We start from the raw sequence: 25,481 nt of genomic DNA on the forward strand, positions 1-25,481 counted from the left end.
TAGCGTCGGCGCATGGCCAGCCGCCCGACCATCCGCGAAGTCGTGGGCGTGGCCGAGTTCCGTGCGTTGTGGATCGCGCACGCGCAGTCCCGGCTCGGCGATCAGCTCGCCCGAGTCGCGATCGCCGTACTGGTCTTCGACCGGACCGGTTCCGCCGCCGTCACCGCGTTGACGTACGCCCTGTCGTTCCTGCCGCCGTTGGTCAGCGCCCCGTTGCTGACTGGACTGGCGGACCGGTTCCCGCGCCGTACGGTGATGGTGTTAACCGACCTGAGCCGCGCGGGTCTGGTGGCCGTGATGGCGATCCCCGGCCTGCCGGTCGCCGTACTGGCCGCACTGCTGATCGTCGTGGTCGGACTGCAGCCGCTGTACAGCGCTGCTCGCAACGCGATCCTGCCGAGTGTCCTCGAGGGAGATCGGTACGTCGTCGGAGTCGGTCTCGCGAGTGCGACCGACAGCATCGTCCAGGTGGCTGGATTCGCCGCGGGTGGATTGCTGGTCGGCCTGACCGGATCGCACGTCGCGCTGGGGCTGAACGCGTTGACGTTCCTGGTCTCGTCGACTGTCGTCCGGTTCGGCGCGAGTCTCCACCGGCCACCGGACGCAGCGGAGCCGATGACGGTCGGGCGGTCGCTGTCCGGAGGGTTCCGGGTGATCTGGGGCGACCGTCGGCTCCGCAGCCTGCTCGGCTTGCTGTATCTGTACGGCTTCTACATCGCACCCGAAGGACTCGCGGCGGCCTACGCGGCCGAGGCAGGCAGAGGTGAGGCCGCGGTCGGTCTACTGATGGCCGCGGACCCTGTGGGCGCTCTCGTCGGGTCGTTGCTGCTGACCCGCTGGATGCCTGCGCACTGGCGGATCCGGTCGCTGACACCGCTCGCGGTCGCATCCGGGATCCCGCTGGTGGTGAGTGCCGCCGTCCCATCAGTGCCGGCAGCGATCGGGCTCTGGACACTGGTCGGTGTGCTGTCGTCGTACACCATGCTTGTCACGCCGATGTTCGTCCGTCTGGTGCCGGATAGCCGACGAGGGCAGGTCATCGGGCTTGCCTCGGCGGGATTGCAGGCTGTCCAAGGACTTGGTGTTGCTGCCGCCGGTGCGGTGGCCGGCCTGACCTCACCGGCAACCGCGGTAGGCATCATGGGTGCCGCCGGCGCGTTGCTCGCCATCTTCGCCGGTCGATCCTGGATCGCTGCGGCAGACGGGGCAGCAGAGGTGCCATGAAATTGCTTGAGGCAACTATCACGACGACGCGGTCTCCCGACGGAAGGCCTCGACCGCGGTGGGGAGGGTGTAGAAGAGGCGGTCAGGTCCCAGGCGATCGAGGAAGCCGGCGGCGTTGAGGTCGTCGCGGAGGTCCTGTTTGACGCGGGCCAGGGCGAGGACGATGCCGCGGGTGGTGAGTTCCTCGCGGAGGGAGTCGAGCGCATCGATCGCGGTGATGTCGATCTCGACGTTCGCCTCGGCATTGAGGAGCAGCCAGCCAACCGGCGCGTCGGCGTCGTCGACCGCGGCCATCGCGCGGCGGCGGAAGTCCTCGGCGTTCGCGAAGAACAGTGGCGAGTCGTAGCGGTAGACGACCAGGCCCGGGACCGGCCTCGCGTCCGGGTAGTCGTCGATGTCGTGCATACCGGCGATCCCCGGCACATAGCCCAGGATGCCGTCATGTGGGCGGGCGACGCGACGCAGTACGTCGATCACGGACAAAGCGACCGCGACCAGGACGCCGTACAGGACATCCAGACCGATCACGCCGACCGTGGTAGCGATCGCCAGCAGGAACTCGCTGGTGCGGAAGTTGGCGATGCGGCGGAACTCGGCCAATTCGATCAGCCGTAGGGCGGCGAACACCACGAGCGCGCCGAGTGCGGCGATCGGGAAGGTCGACAGCAATGGTCCGGCGAAGAGCAACGTCGCGACGATGACGGCTGCGGCGACCAGTGAGTACACCTGACTCTTCGCGCCTGTCGCCTCGGCGAGTGCAGTCCGGCTGCCGCTGCTGCTGATCGGGAAACCACGGACCAGGCTGGCGGACACGTTCGCCAGGCCGAGGACGAGGAGTTCACGATCGGGGTCGACACGCTCTTGGCCACGGGAGGCGAACGCACGGCCGGTCAGCACCGTGTCGGTGTAGCCGACGAGGGCAACGCCGAGGGCCGGCAACGCAAGCAGACCGACGTCCGCGACCGTGATGTCCGGCAGCCGCGGAACGGGCAGACCGCTGGGCACGTTGCCGACCAGGGTCACTCCCTTGTCACCCAGCCCTGCCGCCCACGTCACCAGGGCCGCGAGCGCGACCACGATGAGCGGGCCGGGGAGTCGCGGCGTCCAGCGGGCGAATGCGAGCAGCAACCCCAGCGAGGCCAATGACAACACCAACGGCGCTGTCTGCCATTCGTCGTACAGACGGATCACAGACAGCACCTCGGCGGGCGGCGAGTCCCCGGTCACCGGAGCACCGGTCAGGCGGCCGAGTTGGCCGGTCATCATGATCACCGCGATGCCGGTCAGGTACCCCACCAGCACCGGCTTGGACAACAGATCCGCAAGAAACCCGAGCCGCGCCAGCCAACCCAGCACGCAGATGACGCCAACGATCAGAGCGAGTACGGCGGCCAGTGCCGCGTAGCGAACGGGATCACCTGCGGCAAGCGGTCCGATCGCGGTAGCCGTCAGCAGCGCGGTCGTCGACTCCGGACCAAGTGACAGCAGCCGCGACGAGCCGAGCAGGAAGTACAACAGCAGCGGCCCGATTGCCGCCCACAACCCAGTCACCGCCGGCAACCCGGCCAACTGCGCGTACGCCATCACCTGAGGCACGAAGTACGCCGCCACCGTGACCCCAGCAATCAGATCCGGCCGCAACCAGCCCCGCCGATACTCCCGCAGCGTCGCCACCCCGGTCACCGACACAGACCATCTACCCATGCCCATCCCCTACCCACGCCCTGGTCGACGAGAGCACAAGTACAACACCGCCACCCCACCGAACCACCGAGCAGTTGAGCTGTGTCCCCGCCTCCTGCGATACGAATCCCAGCCCCCACACCGAGCTCTGCGGCATCCGAGTCCTCGACAACGTGGCCTGAGGCCCTCAGCTCACGAAGTGCTGAGGGCGGCGGGTTCGGCAACTGTGGCCGGTGCGGTGTTGGTCCGGCGGCCGCGACTCAATGGCGCCGACAGTAGTCTGACTACGGTCCGGTGAAACGCGCTGCGCGCATGAAGCGAGAGCAATGAGATGAGACCACTTCGCTACTCGATCAACGTCACGCTCGACGGTTGCTGCCATCACGAGGCAGGGCTCCCGCCCGACGAGGAGTCGATGCGCTACTGGACCGCTGAGATGGAACGAGCCGATGCTCTGCTCTTCGGCCGGGTGACCTACGAAATGATGGAGTCGGCGTGGCGGCAGCCGGCCACGGGCACGTGGCCTGACTGGATGGGTGAGTGGGAGATCCCGTTCGCCGAGGCCATCGACCGGACGAAGAAGTACGTGGTGTCGAGCACGCTGAGCGGGGTCGATTGGAATGCCGAGCTGGTCCGAGGCGACTTGGGGCAAGCGGTTCAGCGGCTCAAGCAGGAGCCAGGCGAGGGCTTGTTCGTGGGTGGCGTGACGCTCCCCCTGGCGTTGGCAGATCTGGGACTGATCGACGAGTACGTGTTCATTGTTCAGCCGGTCCTTGCCGGACACGGTCCGACGTTGCTCGCCGGTCTGCGCGAGCGCATCCAGCTCGAGCTCGTGGATCGCCAAGAGTTCCGGTCGGGGGTGGTCGCCCTGCGACACCGGCCCACGCGCGTAACGGCTTGACGTGATCTGTCCTGGCACCTTGGTCGCTGCCTCGCACAATCACACTTGCCCCGACCACACTCCCCATCACCCCACAGCCCACCGACGCCTTCAACCGCGGGCGGCAACCCCCAGCTCGCCGCGGACCTTGGGCACGGCTCGACCACCTCGACGGTCGCCACGTGGTTGGTGGGTGCACAAGGTCACGTGAGGACCAACCACACCTCCACCCCGACCACACCCGCACCCCACCCCGACAAACACAGCCACCGACACCTTCAACCGCGGGCGGCAACCCGCAGCTCGCCGCGGACCTTGGGCACGGCTCGACCACCTCGGCGGTCGCCACGTGGTTGGTGGGTGCACAAGGTCGCGTGAGGACCAACCAGACCTCCACCCCGACCACATCCCGACCCCGCATCCACAGCCCACCGACGCCTTCAACCGCGGGCGGCAGCGCGCAGCTCGCCGTGGACCTTGGGCACGGCTCGACCACCTCGGCGGTCGCCACGTGGTTGGTGGGTGCACAAGGTCGCGTGAGGACCAACCACACCACCACCTCAGTACCCCAACCACACCCCGCGGGGCAGTCCCGACTACCTCGGGTCGGGTTTGACGGATTCGAAGCGGACCAGGATGAGGGAGCCCACAGCTGAGAGAAGGAAGCCGGCAATCGCGGCCGGCCACCAGCCGGCGCGGACGGCGTCGTCGAGGACGAAGACGCCGACGGCGGCTGGGGTGATGGTTTGGAGGGCGATCATCGGAGTGGTTGCCAGCGTCACCGACCCACGCTGCAACGCGAGCGAGTACAGAATGAACGCCATCGCCCCACTGATAGGCAGCGTGTACGTCGTAGGGCTGCGAAACAACTCCCCCAAAGACCCGTCCTGCAACAACCGCGCCGAGATCGCGACCCCGGCGTACCCAAGCCCCGCCAGCAAACCAAGCAACGCAGTAGACACCCCATGCTGCGACCGACTAGCGAGCGCCCCGAGGATCGCGATCGCGACGAGACCGACGATGACCCCGATCGTCAGCCCGTGATGCTCCGTGTTCTCCCCCGCATCCCCCGCCGACACAGCCAGCAGCCCAAGCCCGACGCAGACCGCAAGCACAGCAGACCACTCGAGCGCACTCAGCTGATCCGACATCAGCCGGGTCGCGAGCAACGCGGTCACGACCAGACTGACCGCGATCCCAGCCTGCGCGAGGTACAGCGGAAGGAGGCGAAGGGCAACGAAATGCAACCCAAACCCGGCCAGATTCAGCACCAACGCACCAACGAACGCCGGCTGTTTGAGCAACGCGACCACGAACCCGCCGAGCCGCCGCGGATCCAGCTCGGACTCGGTCGGCACCTTGCGCGAACCGACTGCCTGCAGGATCGAGGCGATACCGAAGAGCACCGCGGCGCCGAGCGCCGCCCCCAGACCTAGGAGCACTAGGCCATGCCTCCTGGCCCCGCGTCGTCGCGAGCAGGTGCTCGGTGCGGTAGCTCGGCGTGCTGGGGCGAAGGTCTCGATGCGGCGCATCGTGGCCTTTGCACCAGTGCGGCGAGATGCCGTGCCGAGTGCCGCGCAGTAGGCGCGGGGTCAGGAGGCATGGCCTCAGACGGCCTTGCGTCGGGGGACCCAGAAGGTCATGTAGAGGCTCAGGACCGCGTAGTACAGGAGGTAGGCCAGCGAGACGGCGACCACGATGGTGTTCGGGTCGGGCATCTGGGCGAGGAGTACGGCGTACGACGCCAGCCAGATCGCGGTGGTCAGCAGGTTGAGCGACCGGAACGCCTTGGTCCGGGACGGGTAGACGTACTTGACCGGGATGAAGACCAGGATCGAGCAGACGACCAGGATGATGCCGGTGGTGACCGGGCTGAGGCCGAGGACGACGACGTAGAAGGCGACCACGTTCCAGTAGCTGGGGAACCCGAGGAAGAAGTGGTCGTCGGTCTTCGCGTCGACCCGGCAGAACTGGTAGCTGGAGGCAAGCAACGGCAGCGCCGCGAGCACCGCGCCGAGGGCGCCGGTGGGGAGGTAGTCGCCGGTCCAGAGCAGCACGATCGGGGCGAACGCGTAGGTCAGGTAGTCGACGATGTTGTCCAGCATCGCGCCGTCGAACCACGGGATCGTCTCCTTGACCCGCAGCCGGCGGGCCAGCATCCCGTCGGTTCCGTCGATCACGAGTGCGGCCAGGCCGAGCCAGAGCGCACGGACCGCGTCCCCGTCGATGGCGGCGATGACGATCAGCAGCGCGAGCACCGTTCCGCTCGCGGTATAGGCATGCAGTGCCAGTCCGGCCAGACGCAACCGCGTCGACCCGACGAACGGTTCCTGCACCGCGTCGTGTGTGGTCAGGACGACTCCCAGAACTCGGTCGACGCAGCGCGCCGAACTACCGAGCCCAGCGTCTCACAGTCCCCGGACCGCTCTGAGCAGCCTGTACCGTTCCGCGACCGAACTGTTCACAGACTTTACTGGGATCGCCTCGGCCCTGCGTGACCGACGGCGACCTGAAAGGTTCGCCGCCGGTTCCAGCGTGGCGTGGCTCAGTTACTGACCGGGTCCAGCAGGAACAGCGGGATCTTCCGGCTGGTCTTGGTCTGGTACTCCGCGTACGGCGGGTACGCGTCGACGGACCGCTTCCACCACTCGTCGTACTCCGCGCCCTCGATCTCGCGGGCGACGTACTCGCTGGTGACGTCACCGTCCTGGAGGGTGACCTTCGGGTCGGCCTTCAGGTTGTAGTACCAGACCGGGTTCTTCGGGGCGCCGCCGAGCGACGCGACAGCCGCGTACACGCCGTCGTTCTCGACCCGCATCACCGGGACCTTGCGGATCTTGCCGGACTTGGCGCCGCGCATGGTCATCAGGACCACCTTGCGCCCGATGATGTCGACGACGTCCGTGGTGCCGGCGGCGTGGACCTTGTCGACCTGGTCGCGGACCCAGTCGGTCGGGCTCGGCGCATAATCCTCGTTGCTTGCTGTCATGTCACCAATGGTAATGGTGACGCATCACCATCACCAGTCGAGGCGCGTCACGGCGTCACAGGGTGGGCGCGAGTTCGGCGAGGGCCGCCAAGCCGGCCTCCCAGGACAGCGCCGACTCCTCCGGGTGGGAGGAGGCGGGCGATTCCAGCCGGTCGAAACCGGACTCGACCACACCGAGCCGCGCGCCGTCGCCTTCCGGAGTGAGGGTGAATTCGACCAGATTCGCGTTCCCCGGCGCTGGGTCGGTGTCCGCCTCGACGGCGTACCGGTAGGCGAAGCGGCGGCCGGGCTCGACCTTCTCGACGAAGCCGAGGTACCGCCCGTGCTCGTCCCACTGCAGCACGATCCGGCCGCCCGGCTTCAGGTCGATCTCGGCCCCGCCGAACGCGTACCACCGGGTGAAGGTCTCCCCCTGGGTCAGCGCCGCCCACACCTGATCGGGTCGCGCCTCGACGTACACCTCACGTTCCACCCTGCTCTCCATGGCCACCACCCTGCCAGCGCCGGTAGTCACAGACCAGCCGGTCGGGGTTCACGGCGCGCAGGACTGCAACTGTCTGGCGGTCGCGATGGTGGCCTCGATCCAGCGCCGGCGCAGGAAGTGCGCCTTGAGCAGTCGATGTACGCCGTCCAGCACGACCAGACGACCCCGATACGCGACCAGGTTGATCGGGTGGTCGAGGTCGGAGTCCATCACCCGCTGGTAGCTGGCACGGAAGTTCATCGGGGTCTCGGCGACCTGGTTCGGGGTGATCTTGAACCGTTCGCCGTCGAGCTGCCACAGCGGCAGGTCGAACATCCAGACCAGGTCGGCGATCTCCACCGGTTCGACCTTCAGGTCGAGCGCCCACAGCTTCTCCAACTGCCAGCGGTCCGGCGGGAACGCGTCCCGGACCGCGTCCGGCATCAGCGCGACCAGTTCCTCGAACGACACGTCCGGCGCCGCCCGGTCAGCATCCTTGTCGAAGCCCTCGCTCGTCACGATCGAGCAGGCTACGCCATCACGAGCGCACGCCTACCCGTGGGCCAGGCGGTGGATGATCACGATCGCGGAGTCGTCGCCGGGACCGCCGGCGTTGTCCACCAGCTCGCGGGCACCGCCCAGAAAGCCCTGCCCGACAAGGCGTTCCGCGTGCCCGGCCAGCCGGTCGGTGCCACGGCCGATGTCGCGGCGGGGTGTCTCGACCATCCCGTCGCTGTACAGGAAGAGCGCGTCGCCGAGCTTCAGCTGCCCGTGGTTCACCGCGAACTCCGGCGCCTCCATCAACCCGAGCAACGGCCCGTCGGACTCGCGCGTCTGCCACCGCCCGGCCCACGCATCGAACAGGATCGCAGGCGGGTGACCAGCGGTCCGTACGTCGAAGTCGCCGGTCTGCAGGTCGACCGCGACGTGCACCACGGTGGCGAAGTCGTCGTCCCAGTCCTGCCGGCGGATGTAGCGGTTCGCCGACGGCAGGAAGTCCTGCGCCGGTACGACGCCGAGCAGCCCGCCGAACGCACCGGACAGCAGCAGCGCCCGGGTGCCGGCGTCGATTCCCTTGCCCGAGACATCGACCAGCGCGACCTCGAGCACCTGCTCGTGCGTCGTCGACACCACGAAGTCACCGGAGAACGTCGACCCACCGGCCGAACGGATCGCCACCTCGAGCCGCCAGCCGACCGGAACCTCGGGCAGGTCGCTCTGGGCGTTCAGCGTGTCGCGCAACTCCATCAGCATCGACTCGCCGCGGGTCCCCGGAACGCCGAGCTGGCTGCGGACCTTCGCGTTCGTGATCACGATCCAGCCGATCACCCCGAGGACCAGCACGAACCCTGTCTTCGGCAGTTCCTCCGGCCGGGACATCACGACGAACGAACTGACCGTCAGCGTGAACAGCGTCAGCACGAGCAATTGCTTGAAGCGCAGCAACAGACCGCCGAGCAACAGCGGGATGATCAGCGCCGACGCCGGGAAGTGCTTCTCCCAGCTCAGGCTCGCGACGGCGAAGACCACTGTCATCAGCAGGATCGCAGCGAACGCCATCGCGTGGGACCGGCGCGCACGACGGACCAGCGCGTCGACCCGGCGGCCGACCCGTCGCACTACTCCAGCGAGACCGCCGCGCCAGTTCATGGTGTGAAGAAGATAACGGCACTCCCTGGTCCGCGCATCACATCGTCATACAACTGTTGGCTGCCATCACTTGCGCGTGAGACCGGTCCGCTGGCACTTGGGGCACCAGAAGAGGTTGCGCCCGGCCAGGAGTTCGGTCCGGATCACCGAGTGACAGACGAAACACCGCTGGCCCTGCCGGCGGTAGACGTACACCTCGCCGCCATGGTCGTCCTGCCGCGGGTCACGGCCCATCGCCTCGGGCGTGTGGTCGTCGGCAACGGTATCGATCCGGCCGGTCTCGACGCCGTACTTCATCAGCTCGAGCAGGTCGTTCCACATACCCTGCCATTCGCGCTTCTTGACCAGGTCGCCGCGAGTCATCGGGTGCAGCTTCGCGCGGAACAGCACCTCGGCGCGATAGACGTTGCCGACGCCGCTCAGCACCTCCTGGTCCATCAGCAACCGGCCGATCGGCAGCTTGCTGCGATGGATCCGCTTCCACGCGAGCTCCGGGTCCGCATCGTCGCGGAGCGGGTCCGGCCCGAGCCGCGCGATCAGCACCTCGCGCTCGCCGTCGGTCAGCACCTCGCACACGGTCGCCCCGCGCAGATCGGCGTACGACGTTGCGTTCTGCAGGCGGAGGCGGACCTGACCGACCGGTTCGGGTATCGGCGCTGTACCGAAGTCCACCTTGCCGATCAGGCCGAGGTGGATGTGCAGCCAGCCGGCGCCCTCGAAGTCGGCGAGGAAGTGCTTGCCGTGGGCCTCGGTCTGCCGCAGGACGTGCCCGTTCAGCAGCGCGGCGCCGTCGACGAACCGGCCCTGCGGACTGGACGCCTGGACCGGGCGGCCGCCGAACGCGTCCCAGATGTCGCTCGCCAGGCGGTGCAGGGTGTGACCTTCAGGCATGATTCCTCTTATGGGGATGACCAATGGAACGCAGGGCTCGTCGGGAGCCAAGGGCCGCAGCGGTCCGCCCACGCCGGCCGTGGTCGGCACGGGCCGCTCGATGCGGGCCCGCGACGTCTCCCGTCCCCGCCGGCCCGTCGACCGCCGCCCGGCCAAGACCGGGACAGCCGCCGACGCGCCCGAGGATCACGACAGCGGCGGCAGTTCGCCGGTCGACTCGTAGCCCGACAGCATGTCGATCCGGCGGGTGTGCCGCTCCTCGCCGGAGTAGTCGGTGGCCAGGAACGTCTCCACGAACCCGGTCGCCTCCTCCTCGGAATGCATCCGCGCCCCGACGCTGATCACGTTGGCGTTGTTGTGCTCCCGGCCGAGCCGCGCGGTGTCGGTGCTCCAGGCCAGGATCGCCCGGACCCCCTTCACCTTGTTGGCGGCGATCTGCTCACCGTTGCCGGAGCCACCGATCACGATGCCGAGGCTGCCCGGCTCCTCCACCACCGCCACCCCGGTCCGCAGGCAGTACGGCGGGTAGTCGTCGACGGCGTCGTACACGGCGGGGCCGTGGTCCACGACGTCATGCCCGGCAGCCGTGAGGTGCTGGACCAGGTGGTTCTTCAATTCGAAGCCGGCATGGTCAGAGCCGATGTGGACTCGCATGGCCAGAAGTCTCGCATCAGCTCGCAGTCCGCCGTACGCCGCCCGGCACGGTCAGCGCCGCCGTCAGCGCCGTCACGTCCGTGTAGGCCTTGTCGTACTGCGTTCCGCGCGGGTGCAGGGTGAACACCGCCACGATGGTGCGATCGTCCGCCCCGACCGTCCCGGTGGTGTGCAGTGCCTCGCTCACCAGATCCAGCGGAACGTCGACCGGCTTGGCCTTGTCGGAGCCGTAGCCGCTCGAGCCGAGGAACCCCGACCAGCCCTGCTTGATGCTGAAGTCCGGGTCGAACACCGACGCGATTCCGAAGTACTGATCGAAGCCGTCGGTACCGAGGCGGGTCGGCTCATGCAGCAGGCCCATCACGTACTCGCGCACCGGCGCCGGAGCCTCGTCGAGGATGTGGCGATAGATCCGGACCGTGTCCGCGGCGGTGATCGAGACGTAGCCCCAGAAGCCCGGGTGCGTGACCGGAGGCCCGGCCGTGTGGGTCAGGCCGAGCCGCCGGATCATCCGCTCGACGATGCCGGAACCACCGAGGTGATCCCAGTAGTAGCTGGCCGCGTCGTCGTCACTGCTACGCAACATGACCTCGAGCCGGGCCTGGTCCTCGGCCGATACGTCGTACGCCGGTCCGCGGTCCCAGAGCAGGTCGAGCACGATCAGCAGCTTCACCACCGACGCCGACCGGAACCGATGGTCGGCGTTCTGCTGCTGGACGAACTGCCCGGTCCCGCGGTCGAAGACAGCGATCCCCGCTGTCAGTCCCGGGGGCACGGCCACGGTCTCGGGAAGCTCGTCACGCAACGTCATCTGATACCTACTCACCGCTGGAGGAATTGCTTGGTGAGTAACCTTCACCAACCGGGTGGGGCGAATTCAAGCCTTGAATCACAGACCGAATCAGTCGAAGATCGGGCCCCGGTCGCGGGTCCGCTTGATCTCGAAGAAGCCCTCGGTGCCGGCCACCAGGCGGACGCCGTCCCAGAGCTTGCCGGCAGCCTCGCCCTTCGGCGCGGGCGTGACGACAGGGCCGAAGAACGCGGTGCCCTCGACCGAGATCACCGGCGTACCGACCTCCATCCCGACCTGGTCCATGCCGGCGTGGTGCGACTTCTTCAGCGCGTCGTCGTACTTGTCGGTGTCGGCGGCCTCGATCAGCGACGCAGGCAGGCCGACCTCGGCCAGGGCTTCCTGGACCACGTCGCCCTTGCCGTCGCCGATGCCGCGGCCCTCGATGTGGATCCGCTTGCCGAGCGCGGTGTACAACGGCAGCAGCACCTCGTTGCCGTGCGCCTGCTCGGCCGCGATCAGCACGCGGACCGGACCCCAGGCGTTGGTCAGGAAGCTCTTGTACTTGTCGTCCAGATACTCGCGGCCATCGTTCAGGACGGCCAGGCTCATCACGTGCCAGGTCGTCTTCACGTCCCGGACTTGCTCGACCTCGAGCATCCAGCGAGACGTCATCCAGGCCCAGGGGCAGGCCGGGTCGAACCAGAAATCGGCGGGGGCAGTCATGTTCTCGATCATACAAAATCGAACAATCAGGCACCGGTTTGGTATCCATCAGCAATGTCGCGGGGAAACCGTCGGCGAAGCCTGGAGCCAGGTGCATAGGATGCCGACATGCCTGGAACCAACCTGACGCGCGACGAGGCGCGTACCCGTGCGGGCGTGGTCAGCGACGTCAGCTACGCGATCGAACTGGACCTGTCCAACGCCCCGAGTGGCGCCCCGACGTACCCGTCGGTGACCACCATCACGTTCGCCGCCGAGGCGGGCGCGAGCAGCTTCGCCGACCTGATCGCGGAGAAGGTCCGCGAGGTGACGCTGAACGGCCGCGCGCTCGACCCGGACACGGTGTACGACGGCGCGCGGATCCAGCTGGACGGGCTGGCCGACCGCAACGAGCTCCGTGTCGTCGCGGACTGCCTGTACTCGCGCACCGGTGAAGGGCTGCACCGCTCGGTCGACCCGGCCGACAAGGAGACCTACCTCTACACCCAGTTCGAGGTGCCGGACGCCCGCCGGGTGTTCGCCACCTTCGAGCAGCCGGACCTCAAGGCCCCTTTCACTTTCACCGTCTCCGCACCGGCCCGCTGGGTCGTCATCTCGAACGCTCCGGCCCCCGAGCCGACGCCGTACGAGGGTGAGAACGGCGAGGAGCTGGCCCGCTGGGAGTTCCCGCCGACCGAACGGATCTCGACGTACATCACCGCCGTCGTGGCCGGGCCGTACCACGTCGTCACCGACGTGTACGAGGGCGCACACGGGTCGTATCCGCTGTCGCTGCTGTGCCGTCCGTCGCTGAAGGACGCGCTGGACATCGACGACCTGTTCGAGGTGACCAAGCAGGGCTTCGAGCTGTACGAGCAGGCGTTCGGTACGCCGTACCCGTTCCACAAGTACGACCAGGCGTTCGTGCCGGAGTACAACATGGGCGCGATGGAGAACGCGGGTTGCGTGACGCTGCGGGACGAGTACCTGTTCCGCAGCCGCACCACCCACGCGGAGATGGAGAGCCGCGCCAACACCGTGCTGCACGAACTGGCGCACATGTGGTTCGGCGACCTGGTCACGATGACCTGGTGGGACGACCTGTGGCTGAACGAGTCGTTCGCCGAGTGGGCCAGCCACTGGGCGCAGGCGGTGGCGACGACGAAGTACGCCGGTGCCTGGACGACGTTCTGCAACGCGCGGAAGAACTGGGCGTACCGGCAGGACCAGCTGCCCTCGACGCACCCGATCGCGGCCGACATGGTCGACTTCCACGCGGTCGAGGTGAACTTCGACGGCATCACCTACGCCAAGGGCGCGTCCACATTGCGGCAGTTGGTCGCGTTCGTCGGTGAGGACACCTTCATCACCGCGCTCAAGGAGTACTTCGCCGACCACGCCTTCGGGAACACCGAGCTGACCGACCTGCTCAAGCCGCTGGAGAAGGCCTCCGGCCGCGACCTGGACGACTGGACCGAGCGCTGGCTGCGGACCGCCGGGGTGAACACGCTGCGGGCCGACTTCGCGGTCGACTCCGAGGGTGCGTTCACGTCGTTCGCGATCGAGCAGACCGCGACGGAGAAGTTCCCGGTACTGCGGCCGCACCGGCTGGCGGTGGGTCTGTATCGCCGGACCGACGACGGACTGGTCCGCACCGAGCGTTTCGAGGTGGACATCGACGGGCCGCGGACCGAGCTGCCCGAGCTGACCGGCGCCACCCAGCCTGACCTGGTGCTGCTGAACGACGACGACCTCACCTACGCCAAGATCCGCCTGGACGAGCGGTCCCGGGCCACGCTGGTCGAGTCGATCGACCAGCTGTCCGAGTCGCTGCCGCGGGCGCTGGCCTGGGGTGCGGCGTGGGACATGACCCGCGACGCGGAGATGCCGGCCAGCCAGTACGTCGGCATCGTGCTGCGCGGGATCCGGGCCGAGACCGATCTGACCGGCGTACGGTCCCTGCTGTCGCAGGCGACCAGTGCGATCAATCTGTACGCCGCTCCGGCGAACCGGCCGGCACTGCGGACGCAGTTCGAGGAGACGCTGGCGAGTCTGCTCGCGGATGCCGAGGCGGGCAGCGACCACCAGCTCGCATTCGCCCGGGCCTACAGCTCGGCGGTGTTCTCCGACGCCGGCGCAGACCGGCTGACGGCATGGCTGGACGACCGCGACCTGCCGCCCGGTCTGGTCGTTGACACCGACCTGCGCTGGACGCTGATCGTCGCACTGGCCCGGCTGGGCCGGATCGACGCGGCCGAGATCGACGACGAGCTGACCCGCGACACCACCATCACCGGTGGCGAGCGTGCGGCTCAGGCGCGGGCAGCACGGCCGACCGCCGAGGCCAAGGAAGAGGCGTGGCGGATCGCGGTCGAGTCCGGGGACACCCCGAACGAGACGCAGTTCCGGACCATCCTCGGCTTCCAGCAGCCTGGCCAGGAGGACCTGCTCCGGCCGTACGTCGAGAAGTACCTGAGCGCGGCCAAGGACGTCTACACCCGGCTCGGCTCGTCGATGGGCGAGAACGTGCTGGTCTACCTGTCGCCGCGGCACCTCCCGGAGCAGTCCACCCTGGACGCGCTCACCGGGTGGCTGTCGGCCGAGTCGTCGTCAGTCGACGCCCCGACGCTGCGCTACGTCACCGAGGCCCAGGCCGACCTGACTCGCGCGATCGCGGCCCAGGCGCGCGACGCCGGCTGACCCGTCCACCGCACAGCGCCGGCCCCACTGCGATGTGCGGCCGGCGGTGTCGTGGTCGCCCTGGTGACCTGTAGAACTGATGGGGTGCCCGCTTCTGACCCCGCCCTGGCCGGTGCGGCAGCCGTTGCGCTGACCGGACTCGCAGAGGCGTACCGCCCGCGTCCAGTCACGCCGCTGATGCCCTGGCGGTACCCGCACCGGCTCGTGAAGCCGTACGTCATCACCGCGCGCGGACGGCAGTGGGACGACAACATGGTGGAGGTCGCCCAGGCCACCGCCACCCGGCAACTCGAGTTCGACGATGCGATGGGCGCGCTCGGTCTGGCCGTGGTCGTGCTGCATCTGGGCGACGACGCGATGTACCTCGTCGTACAGAGCTGGGCGAAGGACTTCCAGTCCCGGCTCAGCATCTTCAGCGGGATGGAGGCCGACGATCTGCGCCCGGCCCCGATCGGCGCGGGTGCGTGTGTCTGGGAACAAGAGGTGCTCAGCCACGAGCGCGCGTCGTACGTGACTCACATCCTCGGTGCCGGGGTCGACATCGACGCCTGGCTCGAGGACGCCCTCGACACCCGGCCGCAGCCCAAGTTCGACGGCATTCCCTCCGGGACCTAATCGAGTCACCACTCCGATGCACCGAGTGAGTATCAAACGATTGCTCTTCGGCACATCGTGAGGACTCATGCGCGGACCGCTATTCCCTTGTGCAGAAGGAGATTCTCGCCACCTGAAGAAGACTCACTTACTCGCTGGTTCGGTTTAAGCTGCGGGTGCATCAGCCGATTGCGGGGAACTGTGGGGAGGGGCCCTTGCCGTGACACCCGTGGATCACCGCAGGCCGCCCGCCCGGGCAGCACGGAGACATCACAGCCCTTCACGGCGCCGCGAGACCCCCGCGGAGCAGCCGCGGAAGGCCCAGCGGTCGCACAGCGCCATCGGCGCGTCGATCGTGGCCGCGGCCGCGATGCTCGCTGTGTTCGCGTTCATCCTGACGCGGGGATCGACCGGGCCGACGACCGACGATGGTCTGCGGACGGGCGCCGTACCGAACGGCGCCGCCGCTCCGGCCGATGGCGTTGCGACTCCGAGTGCGGATCCATCGGCCAGTACGGCGAAGGCGGATCGCAAGCCGCCACCCAGTACGCCGGCACCGAAGACCCGCGCCAGTACGCCGGCGGTCAACACCGGCCCGACCTCGCCGGCCTTCAAACGCGGCCAGTGGATCGCGGTCCTCGACAAGTACCCGACCGACGTCGGTCTGGAGGCCGACACACTCGCGAAGGGTACGGCGGCCAAGCTCATCGCGGCCGGTGTGCCGGCGAAGGCCATGCTGGTCAACGGTCAGTACCCCGGGCTCGCGGACAGCTCCATGGAGCCGATCACCGACAGTTGGGTCGTCTACCTGGGCCCGGGTTCGTCGTCGGAGCAGGTCCTCGATCTGTGTTCCGAGCCGAAGACCCAGCGCGCGTACAGCAACCCGGCCTGCCCGACCTACGAGCCGGCGGCCGCTCCCGGCAGCTGAGGCGGTGGGTCGGTCGCGAGCCGCGCATGCAGGTGCGAGTCGTGACGCTCTCCGTTCGCCTCGACGAAGTAGTCCCGCATGGTCCCTTCCAGCTGGAACCCCGCCCGCGTCGCGACCCGGCATGAGCCTTCGTTGACCAGCGAGTGGTCCAGCGAGAGGCGGTGCAGCCCGAGACCGTCCGACGAGAAGGCCCACCGGGCCGCCGCGTCCAGTGCACGGGCACCAAGCCTGCGACCGCGCGCTGATGGGCTGACCCAGTAGGCGACGACCGCCTGGTCAGGCACCCGGTTGACGTCCCGGACCGAGACCGTGCCCACCACCTGGTCGGTCGCGGCATCCGCGATGGCGAACACCGCACTGCCACGTGCCCAGCCGTCGACCCGCGGCTCCAGCCACCGTCTTGCACGCAGGTCCGCCGGAGTGCGGATCACCGCAGTACCTCCGGTCCAGCGCAGGATGTCCGGATCGCGCAGCGCGTCGGCCACCGCAGCCTCGTCCGACAGGACGAACGGACGCAGTACGACGTCGCCCAGCTCGATCCGGCGTGGCTGGAGCGCCGGGCTCACTGCTGGTGCGGCTCGTTCGCGTGCAGCAGCGTCGGCTGGTGTGCGTGCGTGCCCAGCTGCTGGACGCCGGTGACCAGACCGCCGGTCAGGTCACCGGTGGCGAATGAGGTCTGCATCGTCAGCGCGGCCAGACCGGCTGCCGTGTCCGACAGCTGCCGCTTGGCGAGTGCTCCGGTGACGATCTCCAGGCGGCGCCCGGCCGGGTCGACGTACACCAGGACCGTGTGGTCCGGGTCCTCGAGCTCGTTCAGCAGCTCCAGCGCGAACGGGCGGGTCTCGGAGTCGGCTCCCCCGACGTACACGGAGAAGTGCAGGCCGGAGACCTCCTCGGCGTGCCGGACCGCGCGCTCGATGTCGTAGAGCTGGTCAGGGGTGAATGCGTCACCAGCTGGCACTTGCGCCTCCGGTCGTGCGGGCGACGCCGGTGCCGGCGGTCGCGGGGGTCCCCGGCGCACCGGGCAGCTCGGGCAGGTGGGCCGGGTCCGGCTTGGCCGGGGCCGGACCGTTGATCCAGACCGGCGGAGCCCACCAGGACAGGCCTGGGCGGTAGCGCGGGCCCTTCGCGATCGACGGCGCGAAGACCAGCAGCGCCACCACCGCGATGACCAGCGCGGGGATACCGACGAACACCAGCACGGTGTGGCCGGAGAGCAGAGTGATCACGCTCCAGAGCCTAGTCCCCCACCCCTCCACAGTTGCCTCGGGGCTCACCCCCGAGGCAACCATGAAGAGAAGGAGAGACGAAGAGATTCAGCAACCACCGCAGTTGCTTCCCTCTCCAACGCAGCGCGAAGCGCTGCTGGTTCTTCAAGCAACCATCGCAGTTGCTTGCTCTCCAACGCAGCGCGGAGCGCTGCTTGTTCTTCTGCTCAGCAACCACCGCAGTTGTAGTAGGTGATGTCCCAGTGGTTGCCTTCGTTGGCGTAGATGTTGCCGGCACCGGAGCGCCACTGCTGGGCCCCGTCACCACGGTCGGCGATCCGGGTGAACGTGCCGCGGATGTAGTTGCTGACACAGGTGTAGATCGAGATGTCGACCTTGTAGCCGTTGCGATGGCTGTAGGTGCCACTGGCGTGACCGACCTCGGTCCCACCGGTGATGTTCACCGCGCAGCCACTGGCCTGCTTCAGGGTGCGTACGCCGTACACGGTGGAGTCGTTGATGTTCGTGAACGACGTACAGGTCGGGTTGTTCCAGTCCGAGCAGCCACCGCTGGACGACCAGGTGATGCCGGCGGCGCGGAAGATCGCGGCCGCCTGCGAGTGCGTCATCTTGGTGAGTGCGGACGCCTGGTCGACGGCAACGACCGCGGGCAGCAGCCCGGCGATGACGGCGACGACGGGGATGAGGACACGACGGAGCACTGACTTCATGGGGGACACTCCTCGAAATACGGGGCGGTTATTTCAAGGAGTGCACTTCCCACGAAAGTAATTCACGAAACGTGCCGTTGAATCAGAAATTAACGTCCGAACACTGGTAGAAGGCGTTCGCCGTGTCGTTGATGGTCCAGACCGCGAGGATCATGTGCCGTCCGGACCGGTTCGGCAGCGTGCCTGGGTGGCTGACGTCGTTGGCCGGCCGACCACCGTTCATCGGCACCGTCAGGAACGGATTCAGGTCGAGCGCGGCGCGGGTGAGTGGGGCGTTCTGATCCCACGCCTGCTTGGTGATGTAGTACTTGAAGTCGGTCGTCGAGTGCGGTGCGGTCAGGTGCCAGTTGAACGTGTAGCTCGCACCCGAGGTGAGCTGAGTGGCCGGCCACGCTCCCCCGCGCTGGTCATCCAGCTCGTGGAACTGGGCCAGGCCGGCGGAGCAGAGCAGACCGTCCGCGGGCCCGGACGCCGGGAACCCCTTCGGCGCTTCGGTGCTCTGCGGCTCCCACTGGATCGCGCCGCAGTTCTGAACGGTGCCGTTCGCGCAGTGCTTCGCGCGACTGATCGGCGTGGTCGTGTACCCGTGCCCGTAGGCCAGCGGGACGGAGGTGCTGACCGCCAGCGCCAATGCGCCGACGGCGATTCCGGCCAGGCTGAGCTTGCGTGCTCGCAGCATGCCAGGACTCCTTCAACTGTTGGGGCGGTGAGACAGCGAAGGAAGGCGCCTTCTTGTTGACACATAGAAAACAACCGTTCAAATCTATTGTCAACGGTTCGTAAGCGACCGTGTACAGAAAGCTAGATATTCAGGGCGCCGATCAGTCGGCGGAGGCGCTGGTTGTTGGGCAGGTCCTCGATCAGCACCGGCTGGCCGTCCGGACCGCCCAGCGGCACGCGCCAGTTCGGGTACTCGTCCGTGGTGCCCGGTTGGTTCTGAGTACGGCGCTCTCCGACAGCGTCGGTCAATGCCACGCCGACCAGCTTCGCCGGCGTATGAGCGACGTACTGGTGGAGCGCCTCGACGATGCGCTCCACATCGCCATCGCTGTTGCTGAGTAGATGCCGCTCGCGGAGAGCGTTCAGCCACGAGTCGCGCTCCGCCTCGTCCACTGCGAGCTCCTCCTCGACCGGTCTGGTGAGCAGACCGAGCCGGTTGCGCAGCTCGACGTGGTCACCGGCGAGATAGCCGGCCGTCGGAGGCAGGTCGTGGGTGGTCACCGTGGCCAGGCAGAGCTCACGCCAGCGCTCCGGTGCCAACGGGTTGCCGTCCCGGTCCCGCTCGAACCACAGCACCGACGTACCGAGGATGCCGCGCTCGGTCAGGTAGTCACGCACCCACGGCTCGACCGTGCCGAGATCCTCGCCCACCACGGTCACGCCGGCACGCGTCGCCTCGAGTACGAGGATGCCGACCAGCGCCTCGTGGTCGTAGCGGACGTACGTACCCTCGGTCGGCCGCTCCGGCGACGTCACCCACCAGAGGCGGAACATGCCGAGGATGTGGTCGATCCGAAGCCCTCCGCCGTGCCGCATCACCGCCCGGACCAGATCCCGCCAGGCGGCGTACCCGGTCTCGGCCAGCGCGTTCGGCCGCCACGGCGGCTGCGACCAGTCCTGACCCTGCTGGTTGAACGCGTCCGGCGGTGCACCGACATGGATGCCCGGCGCCAGCACGTTCTGCAGCGCCCAAGCGTCCGCACCATCCGGATGTACGCCGACAGCCAGGTCATGTACGACGCCCAGCGACATGCCCGCGGCCGTCGCGCGCGCCTGGGTGCGGGCCAGCTGCTCGTCCATCTGCCACTGCAGCCAGCAGTGGAACTCCACTGCGTCCGGATTCTCGTTGCGGAAGGCAACAACAGCCGGTGCGGCCGGCTCCTGCAGTTCCTCGGGCCACTTGCTCCACTCCGGCCCGTGCACGTCGGCGATCGCGGCCCACGTGGCGAAGTCGATCAGCCCTTGGCTCTCGCGGTCGCAGTAGGCGCCGTACTCCGCGATCCGGCCGATCGACGGCCGGACGCCGAACAGCAACTGCAGCGCCTCCCGTTTGGCCGCCCAGACCGTGTCCCGGTCCAGTGCGGTCGGGTCCTCGCTCAGCGCCCGCGTCTGCAGGCTGAGCGCCCGGACGCGATCCCGCTCCGCCGGCGCAAGGTCGCCGTACTCGTCGATGTCCTCGATCCGCAGGTAGATCGGGTTGGCGAACCGCCGCGAGGCCGGCAGGTACGGCGACGGCTCCATCCGGCCGGACGTCTCCGCGGCGTGCAGTGGGTTCACCAGCACGAAGCCGGCGCCCAGATCGTTCGCGGACCAGGCAGCCAGGTCGGCGAGGTCATGCAGGTCACCGATCCCCCACGACCGGCGCGAGCGAACCGAGTACAGCTGTAGGACCCAACCCCACGTACGTCGCAGGTTCTCCGGCTCCAGCTTGCGCGGCGTGACGATCAGCGTGCCGACCGAGATCTCCGGACTGGTCCCGACCCGCGCGCAGAGCCGGTGGTACCCGAGCGGCAGGTCGCCCGGCAACTGGAACGTCGCCTCACCGACCTGCACACCGTCGATCCACTCCGGCTCGACCCAGTGGTCCTGCTGCGGGATGTCCCGCCGCTGCCCGCCGTCCTCCAGGTCCACCCACACCTCGGCGCTGGACCCATGCGGCAGGTGAACCGCGAACCAGGGCGTCCACCCCTCCCGCATCACCACAGTGGCGGGCAAAGTACGACGCCAGCGCGTCTGCTGGTGCTCCGCGAGCGCATCAGCCGCCTTCTCCGGCGTGGACGCGTCCACCCCCAGCGCGGCGAGCACAGCGGCGACGACCTCGCTCGAGACGATCACATGCTCGCCCTGCCAGTTCCAGTACTCCGTCGCCACCCCATGGGCAACCGCTAGCTCGACAAGGGCCGGAGTAGGAGCAGTCACCTCAGCGAGTCTGCCGCATCAACCGCCGTACCGCGTAACGCCGCGCGCCGCGTTCACTGGTTCGCGTTGGAGCGGCGACGACTCAGCAGCAGTACGGCGAACAGCAGTGCGGCACTGGCGACGACCAGACCGATGGCCACACCCGCGACGTTGTCGGTCAACTGGTAGAGCGCGGTCGGCCAGATGACCAGCAGGATCGCGCAGCCCACCACGGCGTACGCCGACGCGTGCCGGCGACCGTACGCGACCAGCAGGGCGGCCGGACCGGCCGTGCCGACGGCCAGAGCCATGATCTCGCCGCGCTCCTGAACCAGCCAGCAGATCGACGAGCTGAACATCGCTGCGCCGGCCAGCGACCACGCGGTCACCTGGTCCCGCACCAGGCCGAGCAGCGCCATCACGAACGCCACCAGGATGAACCCGGTCCCGGCGATCCCGGCCGTGTTGGTCGCCGTACCGTTGTCCGGGGTGAGCACGTCCGCGGTCAGCACCAGGACACCGACGGCCAGGATCCCGAACGTTGCTACAAGCAACGAAGAGCCGGCCAGCCACCACACCCCGATCGCGACCAGCGCCAGCGCCACCGCGACGCCGACGACCCGCCCCGTCTCCCCCTCGATGGCGACGTACGTCGCGAAACCGGCCACGCAGCAGCCGAGGGCCGCCAGCGCCGAACTCAGCTGGTCCTGACGGCGCAGCAGCGCGAGGATCGCGGCAGCGCCGAGCAGGACGATCGCGGCGCTGGTCCCCGTGGTGACGCGGGCGGCGTGGCCCATCTCACCCCAGTTCGCGATCGTCAGCAGCGCGACCGCTCCGAGCAGGAGTGCGCCGCCGATGTAGCCGAGCACCTCGATGAGCGCGCCTGCGTGCGACACGACCGGCGGGGCCTTCGGCTTCGGTGGCTGGGCGGGAACTTCCGGCCGGGCCCGCCCAGGATCGGCCAGTGCGGCGGTGACCTCGGCGTCCGCGGCATCCCGCAGAGCGTCGGCCTGGTACGGGCGCAGCACACCAGCGCTCACGAGCCGGGACAGCTCGTCATCCAGCCGGCTGGGCATGCGATCGCGTCTCCCTTGTCAGCCTTACTAAGATCGGGCGGCGAGATGCCTATTCTGACCAGCTACCTTGTGTCCTCGATCAGTCACCCCCTGTTTTCGCTGCCGGAGGCCTTCCCGACGTTCTTCCGGATGGGCAACGACGGCAAGCTGGAGGTGACCGACCAGATCATCATGGTCCCGGCCCGGATCGCCGGGCTGATCATCGGTTTCTTCCTGCTCCGCTGGGTGCTGCACAAAGTGATCCGCCGGTTCGCCCGCCGGACCGGGAACGGTGCCGTCGCCGGCGTGCTGGCGAAATCGAAACGCGGCCAGGTGTTCGTCGAGAACACCCTGGCCAACGAACGCCGGACCCAGCGGGCCGAGACGATCGCCTCCCTGCTGTGCAGTGCGGTGACGATCGTGCTGACGTCCATCCTGGTGGTGATGGTGCTGGCCGAGCTCGGATTCAACATCCTGCCGGTGATCGCGTCCGCCAGCATCATCGGCGTCGCGCTCGGCTTCGGCGCGCAGACGCTGGTGAAGGACTTCCTGGCCGGCGTGTTCATGATCTTCGAGGACCAGTACGGCGTCGGCGACCTCATCGACATGGAGAAGGCGACCGGCGTGGTCGTCGCGGTCGGGCTGCGCATCACCACACTCCGGGGCGAGGACGGCACCACCTGGTACGTCCGCAACGGCGAGGTCCTCCGGGTCGGCAACCTGACCACCCGGGACCCGCGCAGCTCCGGGTCGTCCGGCGTCGGCAGCGCGACGGAGAAGGAAGAGGCCGAGACCGAGGCAGCAGAGGTCGAGGCGGCGGTCCAGGCTAAGGGCGACGAAAGTGCGGCGAGCGGAAAGCAGGACGGAAGCCGAGCTTGAGATAGAGCCGCTCCGCGTCCGACCCCTCGACCACCTGCAGCGTGAGCCGCCCACCGGCCGCGTCCCGGCGCGCCTGCGCGAGCAGCGTCGAGGCCAGCCCGCGTCCCCGGTATGCCGGTTTCGTGGCTACCGCGTAGATCCCGGTCACCGGTCCAGACCGCAGTACCAGCGTCACCGACGCCGGGTCGCCGTCGACGCGTAGTACGTAGAGGGACTGCTCCGGCGCGGAGTAGTTCTTGACCGCCTGCTCGCGGAGCATCGCCCGCCACCACTCGATGTCAGGATCGTCGTCGTCGAGGAAGGCGGCACCCTGCACCTCGGCGAAGGCTCGCGCGTCCTCGTCCGTGTCGATCGCCGGCAGCGGCTCACCGTCGACGGCTTCCGGCGGGGCCTCCATGTGCACGAGGACCTCGGCAGGCTCGAACCCGGCCGCCGTCAGGCGCTCCTCCCAGCCCTCACCGCTCCACGGCACCAACCGCACGGTCGCCGTACCCTCCGGCAGGTCTGCGTCGGCGGTTAGCGGGATCCACGCCGAGAACTCGCTCGCCTCCCCGACCACCTCGATCCCGGCTGCGGACCGCCGTACCTCCCCGCGATGCGCGGCGAGAAAGGCGAGGTGGTTGTCGAGCAGTTCGGCATCGTCGCGCACTGACGCAGTATGCCCAGCACCGCGCGGGACTGTCTCGCAGAAACACGACACCGACCAGGCGCAACTGCTCCTGGTCGGTGTCGGGTGGAGCTGTCAGGCGGTGAAGGTGACGTCCAGGGTGATCGGGACGGCGGACAGGGCCTGGGAGACCGGGCAGTTCTTCTTCGCGGTCTCGGCGAACTCGGCGAACTCGTCGGCGGTGATGCCGGGGACCTTGCCGTTCACGGACAGCTTGATGCCGGTGATGCCCTCACCCGGCTGGAAGTCCACGTCGGCCTGGGTGTCGAGCGACTCCGGCGCGTTGCCCGCACCGGCCAGCGCGTGCGACAGCGCCATCGAGAAGCAGGTCGAGTGTGCGGCCGCGATCAGCTCTTCTGGGCTGGTCTTGCCGTTCGCCTCGTTCGCCCGGGAGGCCCAGGTCACGTCGTAGGTGCCGATCCCGGACGACTCCAGGGACACCTTGCCGGCGCCCTCCATCAGCGAGCCTTCCCAGTGGGCCTTGGCCGTACGAGTGGTAGCCATGCTCGTGTTTCTCCTTCGAAGAGGGGGGTCAGCGGCCGGACACGTCGATCGCGCCGGGGTACTGCGGTTCGTCGGTGTTCACCATGCTCTGCGCCGCCATCACCATGTACGTCCAGATCTGGTTGTCCTGCTCCGGCGTCAGGGCGATCTCGTCCAGGGCCGCGCGCATGTGGCCGAGCCAGAGGTCCCGGGCGCGCGGGGTGACGGCGAACGGGGCGTGCCGCATCCGCAGCCGCGGGTGCCCGCGCTGCTCGGAGTACGTGCGTGGACCGCCCCAGTACTGCTCCAGGAACATCCGGAAGCGCACCTCGGCCGGACCGAGGTCCTCCTCCGGGTACAGCGCGCGGAGTTCGGGGTCGGCGGCAACACCGCGGTAGAACGCGGCCACCAGACGGTGGAAGGTCTCCGCCCCACCGACAGCGTCATAAAAGCTCTGCTGGTCACTCATGTCCGTTCCAGTGTCTCAAGCCGTCTCAACGTGCTTGAGCAGGGCTGCCCGTTCGGACGCCGACAGGGGACGTTTGGCGTGGGTGTCGGGGTCCGTGGCGACGAGTACCGACACCGCCTTGGCGTACACGTCCTCGCTCTCACCGCTGCGGTCGACGATCCACGAGCCGAGCGTGTACGACGTCGTACCGACCGCGTCGACCCACACGTCGACGTCGTACGGCGGGTGCCGCAGCATGATCGGGCGCAGGTAGTCCACGGTCTGGCTGACCAGGACCACCGAGTGTTCGGCGAACACGTCGCCGGTGACGCCCAGGACCTCGCCGAGGAACGCGATCCGCGCCTCCTGCAGGTAGTCGAAGTACCGGACGTTGTTGACGTGGTCGTACGAGTCGATGTCCGACCACCGGACCAGAACTGGATGGGTGTACTTCATGCGCCCACCAGCTTCGACAGGGCCTCGCGCTCGACCGGGCTGATCCGGCGCAGGCGGTTGGCGGCGAAGTCGAACGGCACCAGGCGGGTCCGTGCCTCGACGTACGTCCGGCGCTCGGGCTCGGCGTCGAGGATCTCGTAGTCCACGGTGAACGAGGCGGCCTTGATCTCGCTGATCCACAGCTCGATCCGCACCGGCTCGGGCCGGAAGTGCAGCGGTGCGCGGTACTCGACCTCGTGACGGGCCACCAGCAGGCCGGTCTCCAGGTCGTCCGCACCGAGCTCCTTGGCGGTCCGGAACAGGAAGTCGACGCGGGCGTCCTGCAGGTAGTCGACGTACCGTCCGTTGTTCACATGCCCGAGGGCGTCCATGTCACCCCACCGCAGCGGGCAGTAGTAGACATGGCGGTTGTGATGATCCACACGGCGATCATCGCATCCGGAGTACTTCCGGCGTGACGGAGCGTGGGTAATGTCATCTCCGGCAGCAGCACGGAGCGAAGGAG

At 68.3% G+C, this 25,481-nt stretch carries 30 protein-coding genes; 7 read left to right on the forward strand and 23 right to left on the reverse strand.

The window, feature by feature from the left end:
- The first annotated feature begins 12 nt into the window (after positions 1 to 12).
- Positions 13 to 1,224: an MFS transporter gene (locus E0H73_RS35460; protein WP_131363903.1), complete on the forward strand. Its 1,212-nt coding sequence runs from the start codon at positions 13 to 15 to the stop codon at positions 1,222 to 1,224.
- Positions 1,225 to 1,242: 18 nt separating this feature from the next.
- Here the strand turns inward: E0H73_RS35460 and E0H73_RS35465 are convergent, their stop codons facing one another.
- Positions 1,243 to 2,928 carry a SulP family inorganic anion transporter gene (locus E0H73_RS35465; protein ID WP_131363905.1) on the reverse strand — a complete coding sequence of 562 codons (1,686 nt, stop codon included), beginning with the start codon at positions 2,926 to 2,928 and terminating at the stop codon, positions 1,243 to 1,245.
- A 310-nt stretch (positions 2,929 to 3,238) separates the two neighbouring features.
- On the opposite strand from E0H73_RS35465, the gene E0H73_RS35470 reads away from it, so the two are divergent.
- Entirely contained in the window at positions 3,239 to 3,808 is a 570-nt protein-coding gene (locus tag E0H73_RS35470; protein WP_131363907.1) for a dihydrofolate reductase family protein, read from the forward strand.
- A gap of 575 nt (positions 3,809 to 4,383) precedes the next feature.
- Here the strand turns inward: E0H73_RS35470 and E0H73_RS35475 are convergent.
- From E0H73_RS35475 to E0H73_RS35510, 7 genes are all read right to left on the reverse strand, one after another.
- Entirely contained in the window at positions 4,384 to 5,229 is an 846-nt protein-coding gene (locus tag E0H73_RS35475) for a hypothetical protein (protein ID WP_131363909.1), read from the reverse strand.
- Between the two features lie 165 nt (positions 5,230 to 5,394).
- The gene (locus E0H73_RS35485) at positions 5,395 to 6,123 is read right to left on the reverse strand and encodes a CDP-alcohol phosphatidyltransferase family protein (RefSeq protein WP_131363911.1); all 729 of its coding nucleotides are present in this window, start codon (positions 6,121 to 6,123) and stop codon (positions 5,395 to 5,397) included.
- Between the two features lie 209 nt (positions 6,124 to 6,332).
- Positions 6,333 to 6,776 carry a nitroreductase family deazaflavin-dependent oxidoreductase gene (locus E0H73_RS35490; protein ID WP_131363913.1) on the reverse strand — a complete coding sequence of 148 codons (444 nt, stop codon included), beginning with the start codon at positions 6,774 to 6,776 and terminating at the stop codon, positions 6,333 to 6,335.
- Positions 6,777 to 6,831: 55 nt separating this feature from the next.
- The gene (locus tag E0H73_RS35495) at positions 6,832 to 7,260 is read right to left on the reverse strand and encodes an SRPBCC domain-containing protein (RefSeq protein ID WP_131363915.1); all 429 of its coding nucleotides are present in this window, start codon (positions 7,258 to 7,260) and stop codon (positions 6,832 to 6,834) included.
- A 48-nt stretch (positions 7,261 to 7,308) separates the two neighbouring features.
- Complete coding sequence (locus E0H73_RS35500) at positions 7,309 to 7,758, reverse strand: hypothetical protein (protein ID WP_131363917.1); 450 nt, start codon at positions 7,756 to 7,758, stop codon at positions 7,309 to 7,311.
- 33 nt (positions 7,759 to 7,791) lie between these two features.
- Positions 7,792 to 8,889 carry a PP2C family protein-serine/threonine phosphatase gene (locus E0H73_RS35505; protein ID WP_131363919.1) on the reverse strand — a complete coding sequence of 366 codons (1,098 nt, stop codon included), beginning with the start codon at positions 8,887 to 8,889 and terminating at the stop codon, positions 7,792 to 7,794.
- Between the two features lie 66 nt (positions 8,890 to 8,955).
- A complete protein-coding gene (locus tag E0H73_RS35510; RefSeq protein WP_131363921.1) occupies positions 8,956 to 9,780 on the reverse strand; it encodes an Fpg/Nei family DNA glycosylase in 825 nt (274 codons plus the stop codon).
- A gap of 16 nt (positions 9,781 to 9,796) precedes the next feature.
- Here E0H73_RS35510 and E0H73_RS35515 point away from each other — a divergent pair, with 16 nt between their 5' ends.
- Complete coding sequence (locus tag E0H73_RS35515) at positions 9,797 to 10,003, forward strand: hypothetical protein (RefSeq protein WP_131363923.1); 207 nt, start codon at positions 9,797 to 9,799, stop codon at positions 10,001 to 10,003.
- Here E0H73_RS35515 and E0H73_RS35520 read toward each other — a convergent pair.
- From E0H73_RS35520 to E0H73_RS35530, 3 genes are all read right to left on the reverse strand, one after another.
- On the reverse strand, positions 9,967 to 10,434 hold the full coding sequence (locus E0H73_RS35520; protein ID WP_131363925.1) for a ribose-5-phosphate isomerase: 468 nt from the start codon (positions 10,432 to 10,434) through the stop codon (positions 9,967 to 9,969). The genes E0H73_RS35515 and E0H73_RS35520 overlap by 37 nt on opposite strands.
- A 16-nt stretch (positions 10,435 to 10,450) precedes the next feature.
- On the reverse strand, positions 10,451 to 11,245 hold the full coding sequence (locus E0H73_RS35525; RefSeq protein WP_131363926.1) for a serine hydrolase: 795 nt from the start codon (positions 11,243 to 11,245) through the stop codon (positions 10,451 to 10,453).
- A gap of 90 nt (positions 11,246 to 11,335) precedes the next feature.
- The gene (locus E0H73_RS35530) at positions 11,336 to 11,950 is read right to left on the reverse strand and encodes a mycothiol-dependent nitroreductase Rv2466c family protein (RefSeq protein ID WP_272949176.1); all 615 of its coding nucleotides are present in this window, start codon (positions 11,948 to 11,950) and stop codon (positions 11,336 to 11,338) included.
- A gap of 108 nt (positions 11,951 to 12,058) precedes the next feature.
- Here E0H73_RS35530 and pepN point away from each other — a divergent pair, with 108 nt between their 5' ends.
- The 3 genes from pepN (at position 12,059) to E0H73_RS35545 (ending at position 16,151) form a co-directional block, all read left to right on the forward strand.
- Positions 12,059 to 14,629: an aminopeptidase N gene (gene pepN, locus E0H73_RS35535; RefSeq protein WP_131363930.1), complete on the forward strand. Its 2,571-nt coding sequence runs from the start codon at positions 12,059 to 12,061 to the stop codon at positions 14,627 to 14,629.
- Between the two features lie 84 nt (positions 14,630 to 14,713).
- Complete coding sequence (locus E0H73_RS35540) at positions 14,714 to 15,244, forward strand: hypothetical protein (protein WP_238164485.1); 531 nt, start codon at positions 14,714 to 14,716, stop codon at positions 15,242 to 15,244.
- A 208-nt stretch (positions 15,245 to 15,452) separates the two neighbouring features.
- Complete coding sequence (locus E0H73_RS35545; RefSeq protein ID WP_131363932.1) at positions 15,453 to 16,151, forward strand: hypothetical protein; 699 nt, start codon at positions 15,453 to 15,455, stop codon at positions 16,149 to 16,151.
- Here E0H73_RS35545 and E0H73_RS35550 read toward each other — a convergent pair.
- The 7 genes from E0H73_RS35550 to E0H73_RS35580 all read right to left on the reverse strand — a co-directional run bounded on the left by E0H73_RS35550 (position 16,121) and on the right by E0H73_RS35580 (position 22,064).
- Positions 16,121 to 16,717, reverse strand: a complete 597-nt coding sequence (locus E0H73_RS35550) for a GNAT family N-acetyltransferase (protein ID WP_131363934.1) — start codon at positions 16,715 to 16,717, stop codon at positions 16,121 to 16,123. The genes E0H73_RS35545 and E0H73_RS35550 overlap by 31 nt on opposite strands.
- Positions 16,714 to 17,112 carry a DUF5130 family protein gene (locus tag E0H73_RS35555; protein ID WP_131363936.1) on the reverse strand — a complete coding sequence of 133 codons (399 nt, stop codon included), beginning with the start codon at positions 17,110 to 17,112 and terminating at the stop codon, positions 16,714 to 16,716. The genes E0H73_RS35550 and E0H73_RS35555 overlap by 4 nt, the downstream gene beginning before the upstream one ends.
- Positions 17,099 to 17,380 carry an aa3-type cytochrome oxidase subunit CtaJ gene (gene ctaJ, locus E0H73_RS35560; RefSeq protein ID WP_131363938.1) on the reverse strand — a complete coding sequence of 94 codons (282 nt, stop codon included), beginning with the start codon at positions 17,378 to 17,380 and terminating at the stop codon, positions 17,099 to 17,101. The genes E0H73_RS35555 and ctaJ overlap by 14 nt, the downstream gene beginning before the upstream one ends.
- A 206-nt stretch (positions 17,381 to 17,586) precedes the next feature.
- Positions 17,587 to 18,090, reverse strand: coding sequence for a hypothetical protein (locus tag E0H73_RS35565; protein ID WP_131363940.1), 504 nt, complete (start codon positions 18,088 to 18,090; stop codon positions 17,587 to 17,589).
- 82 nt (positions 18,091 to 18,172) lie between these two features.
- Entirely contained in the window at positions 18,173 to 18,769 is a 597-nt protein-coding gene (locus E0H73_RS35570) for a lytic polysaccharide monooxygenase auxiliary activity family 9 protein (protein WP_131363942.1), read from the reverse strand.
- A gap of 122 nt (positions 18,770 to 18,891) precedes the next feature.
- A complete protein-coding gene (gene malQ, locus E0H73_RS35575; RefSeq protein WP_131363944.1) occupies positions 18,892 to 21,009 on the reverse strand; it encodes a 4-alpha-glucanotransferase in 2,118 nt (705 codons plus the stop codon).
- 53 nt (positions 21,010 to 21,062) lie between these two features.
- On the reverse strand, positions 21,063 to 22,064 hold the full coding sequence (locus E0H73_RS35580) for a DUF2157 domain-containing protein (RefSeq protein WP_131363946.1): 1,002 nt from the start codon (positions 22,062 to 22,064) through the stop codon (positions 21,063 to 21,065).
- Between the two features lie 45 nt (positions 22,065 to 22,109).
- On the opposite strand from E0H73_RS35580, the gene E0H73_RS35585 reads away from it, so the two are divergent.
- Positions 22,110 to 22,922: a mechanosensitive ion channel family protein gene (locus E0H73_RS35585; protein WP_131363948.1), complete on the forward strand. Its 813-nt coding sequence runs from the start codon at positions 22,110 to 22,112 to the stop codon at positions 22,920 to 22,922.
- Here E0H73_RS35585 and E0H73_RS35590 read toward each other — a convergent pair.
- The 5 genes from E0H73_RS35590 to E0H73_RS35610 all read right to left on the reverse strand — a co-directional run bounded on the left by E0H73_RS35590 (position 22,870) and on the right by E0H73_RS35610 (position 25,398).
- Positions 22,870 to 23,571 (reverse strand): GNAT family N-acetyltransferase, encoded by a 702-nt coding sequence (locus E0H73_RS35590; RefSeq protein ID WP_131363950.1) that lies wholly within the window; start codon positions 23,569 to 23,571, stop codon positions 22,870 to 22,872. The two genes, E0H73_RS35585 and E0H73_RS35590, sit on opposite strands and share 53 nt — an antisense overlap.
- Positions 23,572 to 23,664: 93 nt before the next feature.
- The gene (locus E0H73_RS35595) at positions 23,665 to 24,093 is read right to left on the reverse strand and encodes an OsmC family protein (protein WP_131363952.1); all 429 of its coding nucleotides are present in this window, start codon (positions 24,091 to 24,093) and stop codon (positions 23,665 to 23,667) included.
- Between the two features lie 28 nt (positions 24,094 to 24,121).
- Positions 24,122 to 24,541, reverse strand: coding sequence for a globin (locus tag E0H73_RS35600; protein ID WP_131363954.1), 420 nt, complete (start codon positions 24,539 to 24,541; stop codon positions 24,122 to 24,124).
- A 15-nt stretch (positions 24,542 to 24,556) separates the two neighbouring features.
- Positions 24,557 to 24,976, reverse strand: coding sequence for an acyl-CoA thioesterase (locus E0H73_RS35605; protein ID WP_131363956.1), 420 nt, complete (start codon positions 24,974 to 24,976; stop codon positions 24,557 to 24,559).
- Positions 24,973 to 25,398 (reverse strand): acyl-CoA thioesterase, encoded by a 426-nt coding sequence (locus E0H73_RS35610; protein ID WP_238164486.1) that lies wholly within the window; start codon positions 25,396 to 25,398, stop codon positions 24,973 to 24,975. The genes E0H73_RS35605 and E0H73_RS35610 overlap by 4 nt, the downstream gene beginning before the upstream one ends.
- Positions 25,399 to 25,481 lie beyond the last annotated feature (83 nt).

This window comes from Kribbella pittospori (assembly GCF_004331465.1).
Taxonomy (GTDB): Bacteria; Actinomycetota; Actinomycetes; order Propionibacteriales; family Kribbellaceae; genus Kribbella; species Kribbella pittospori.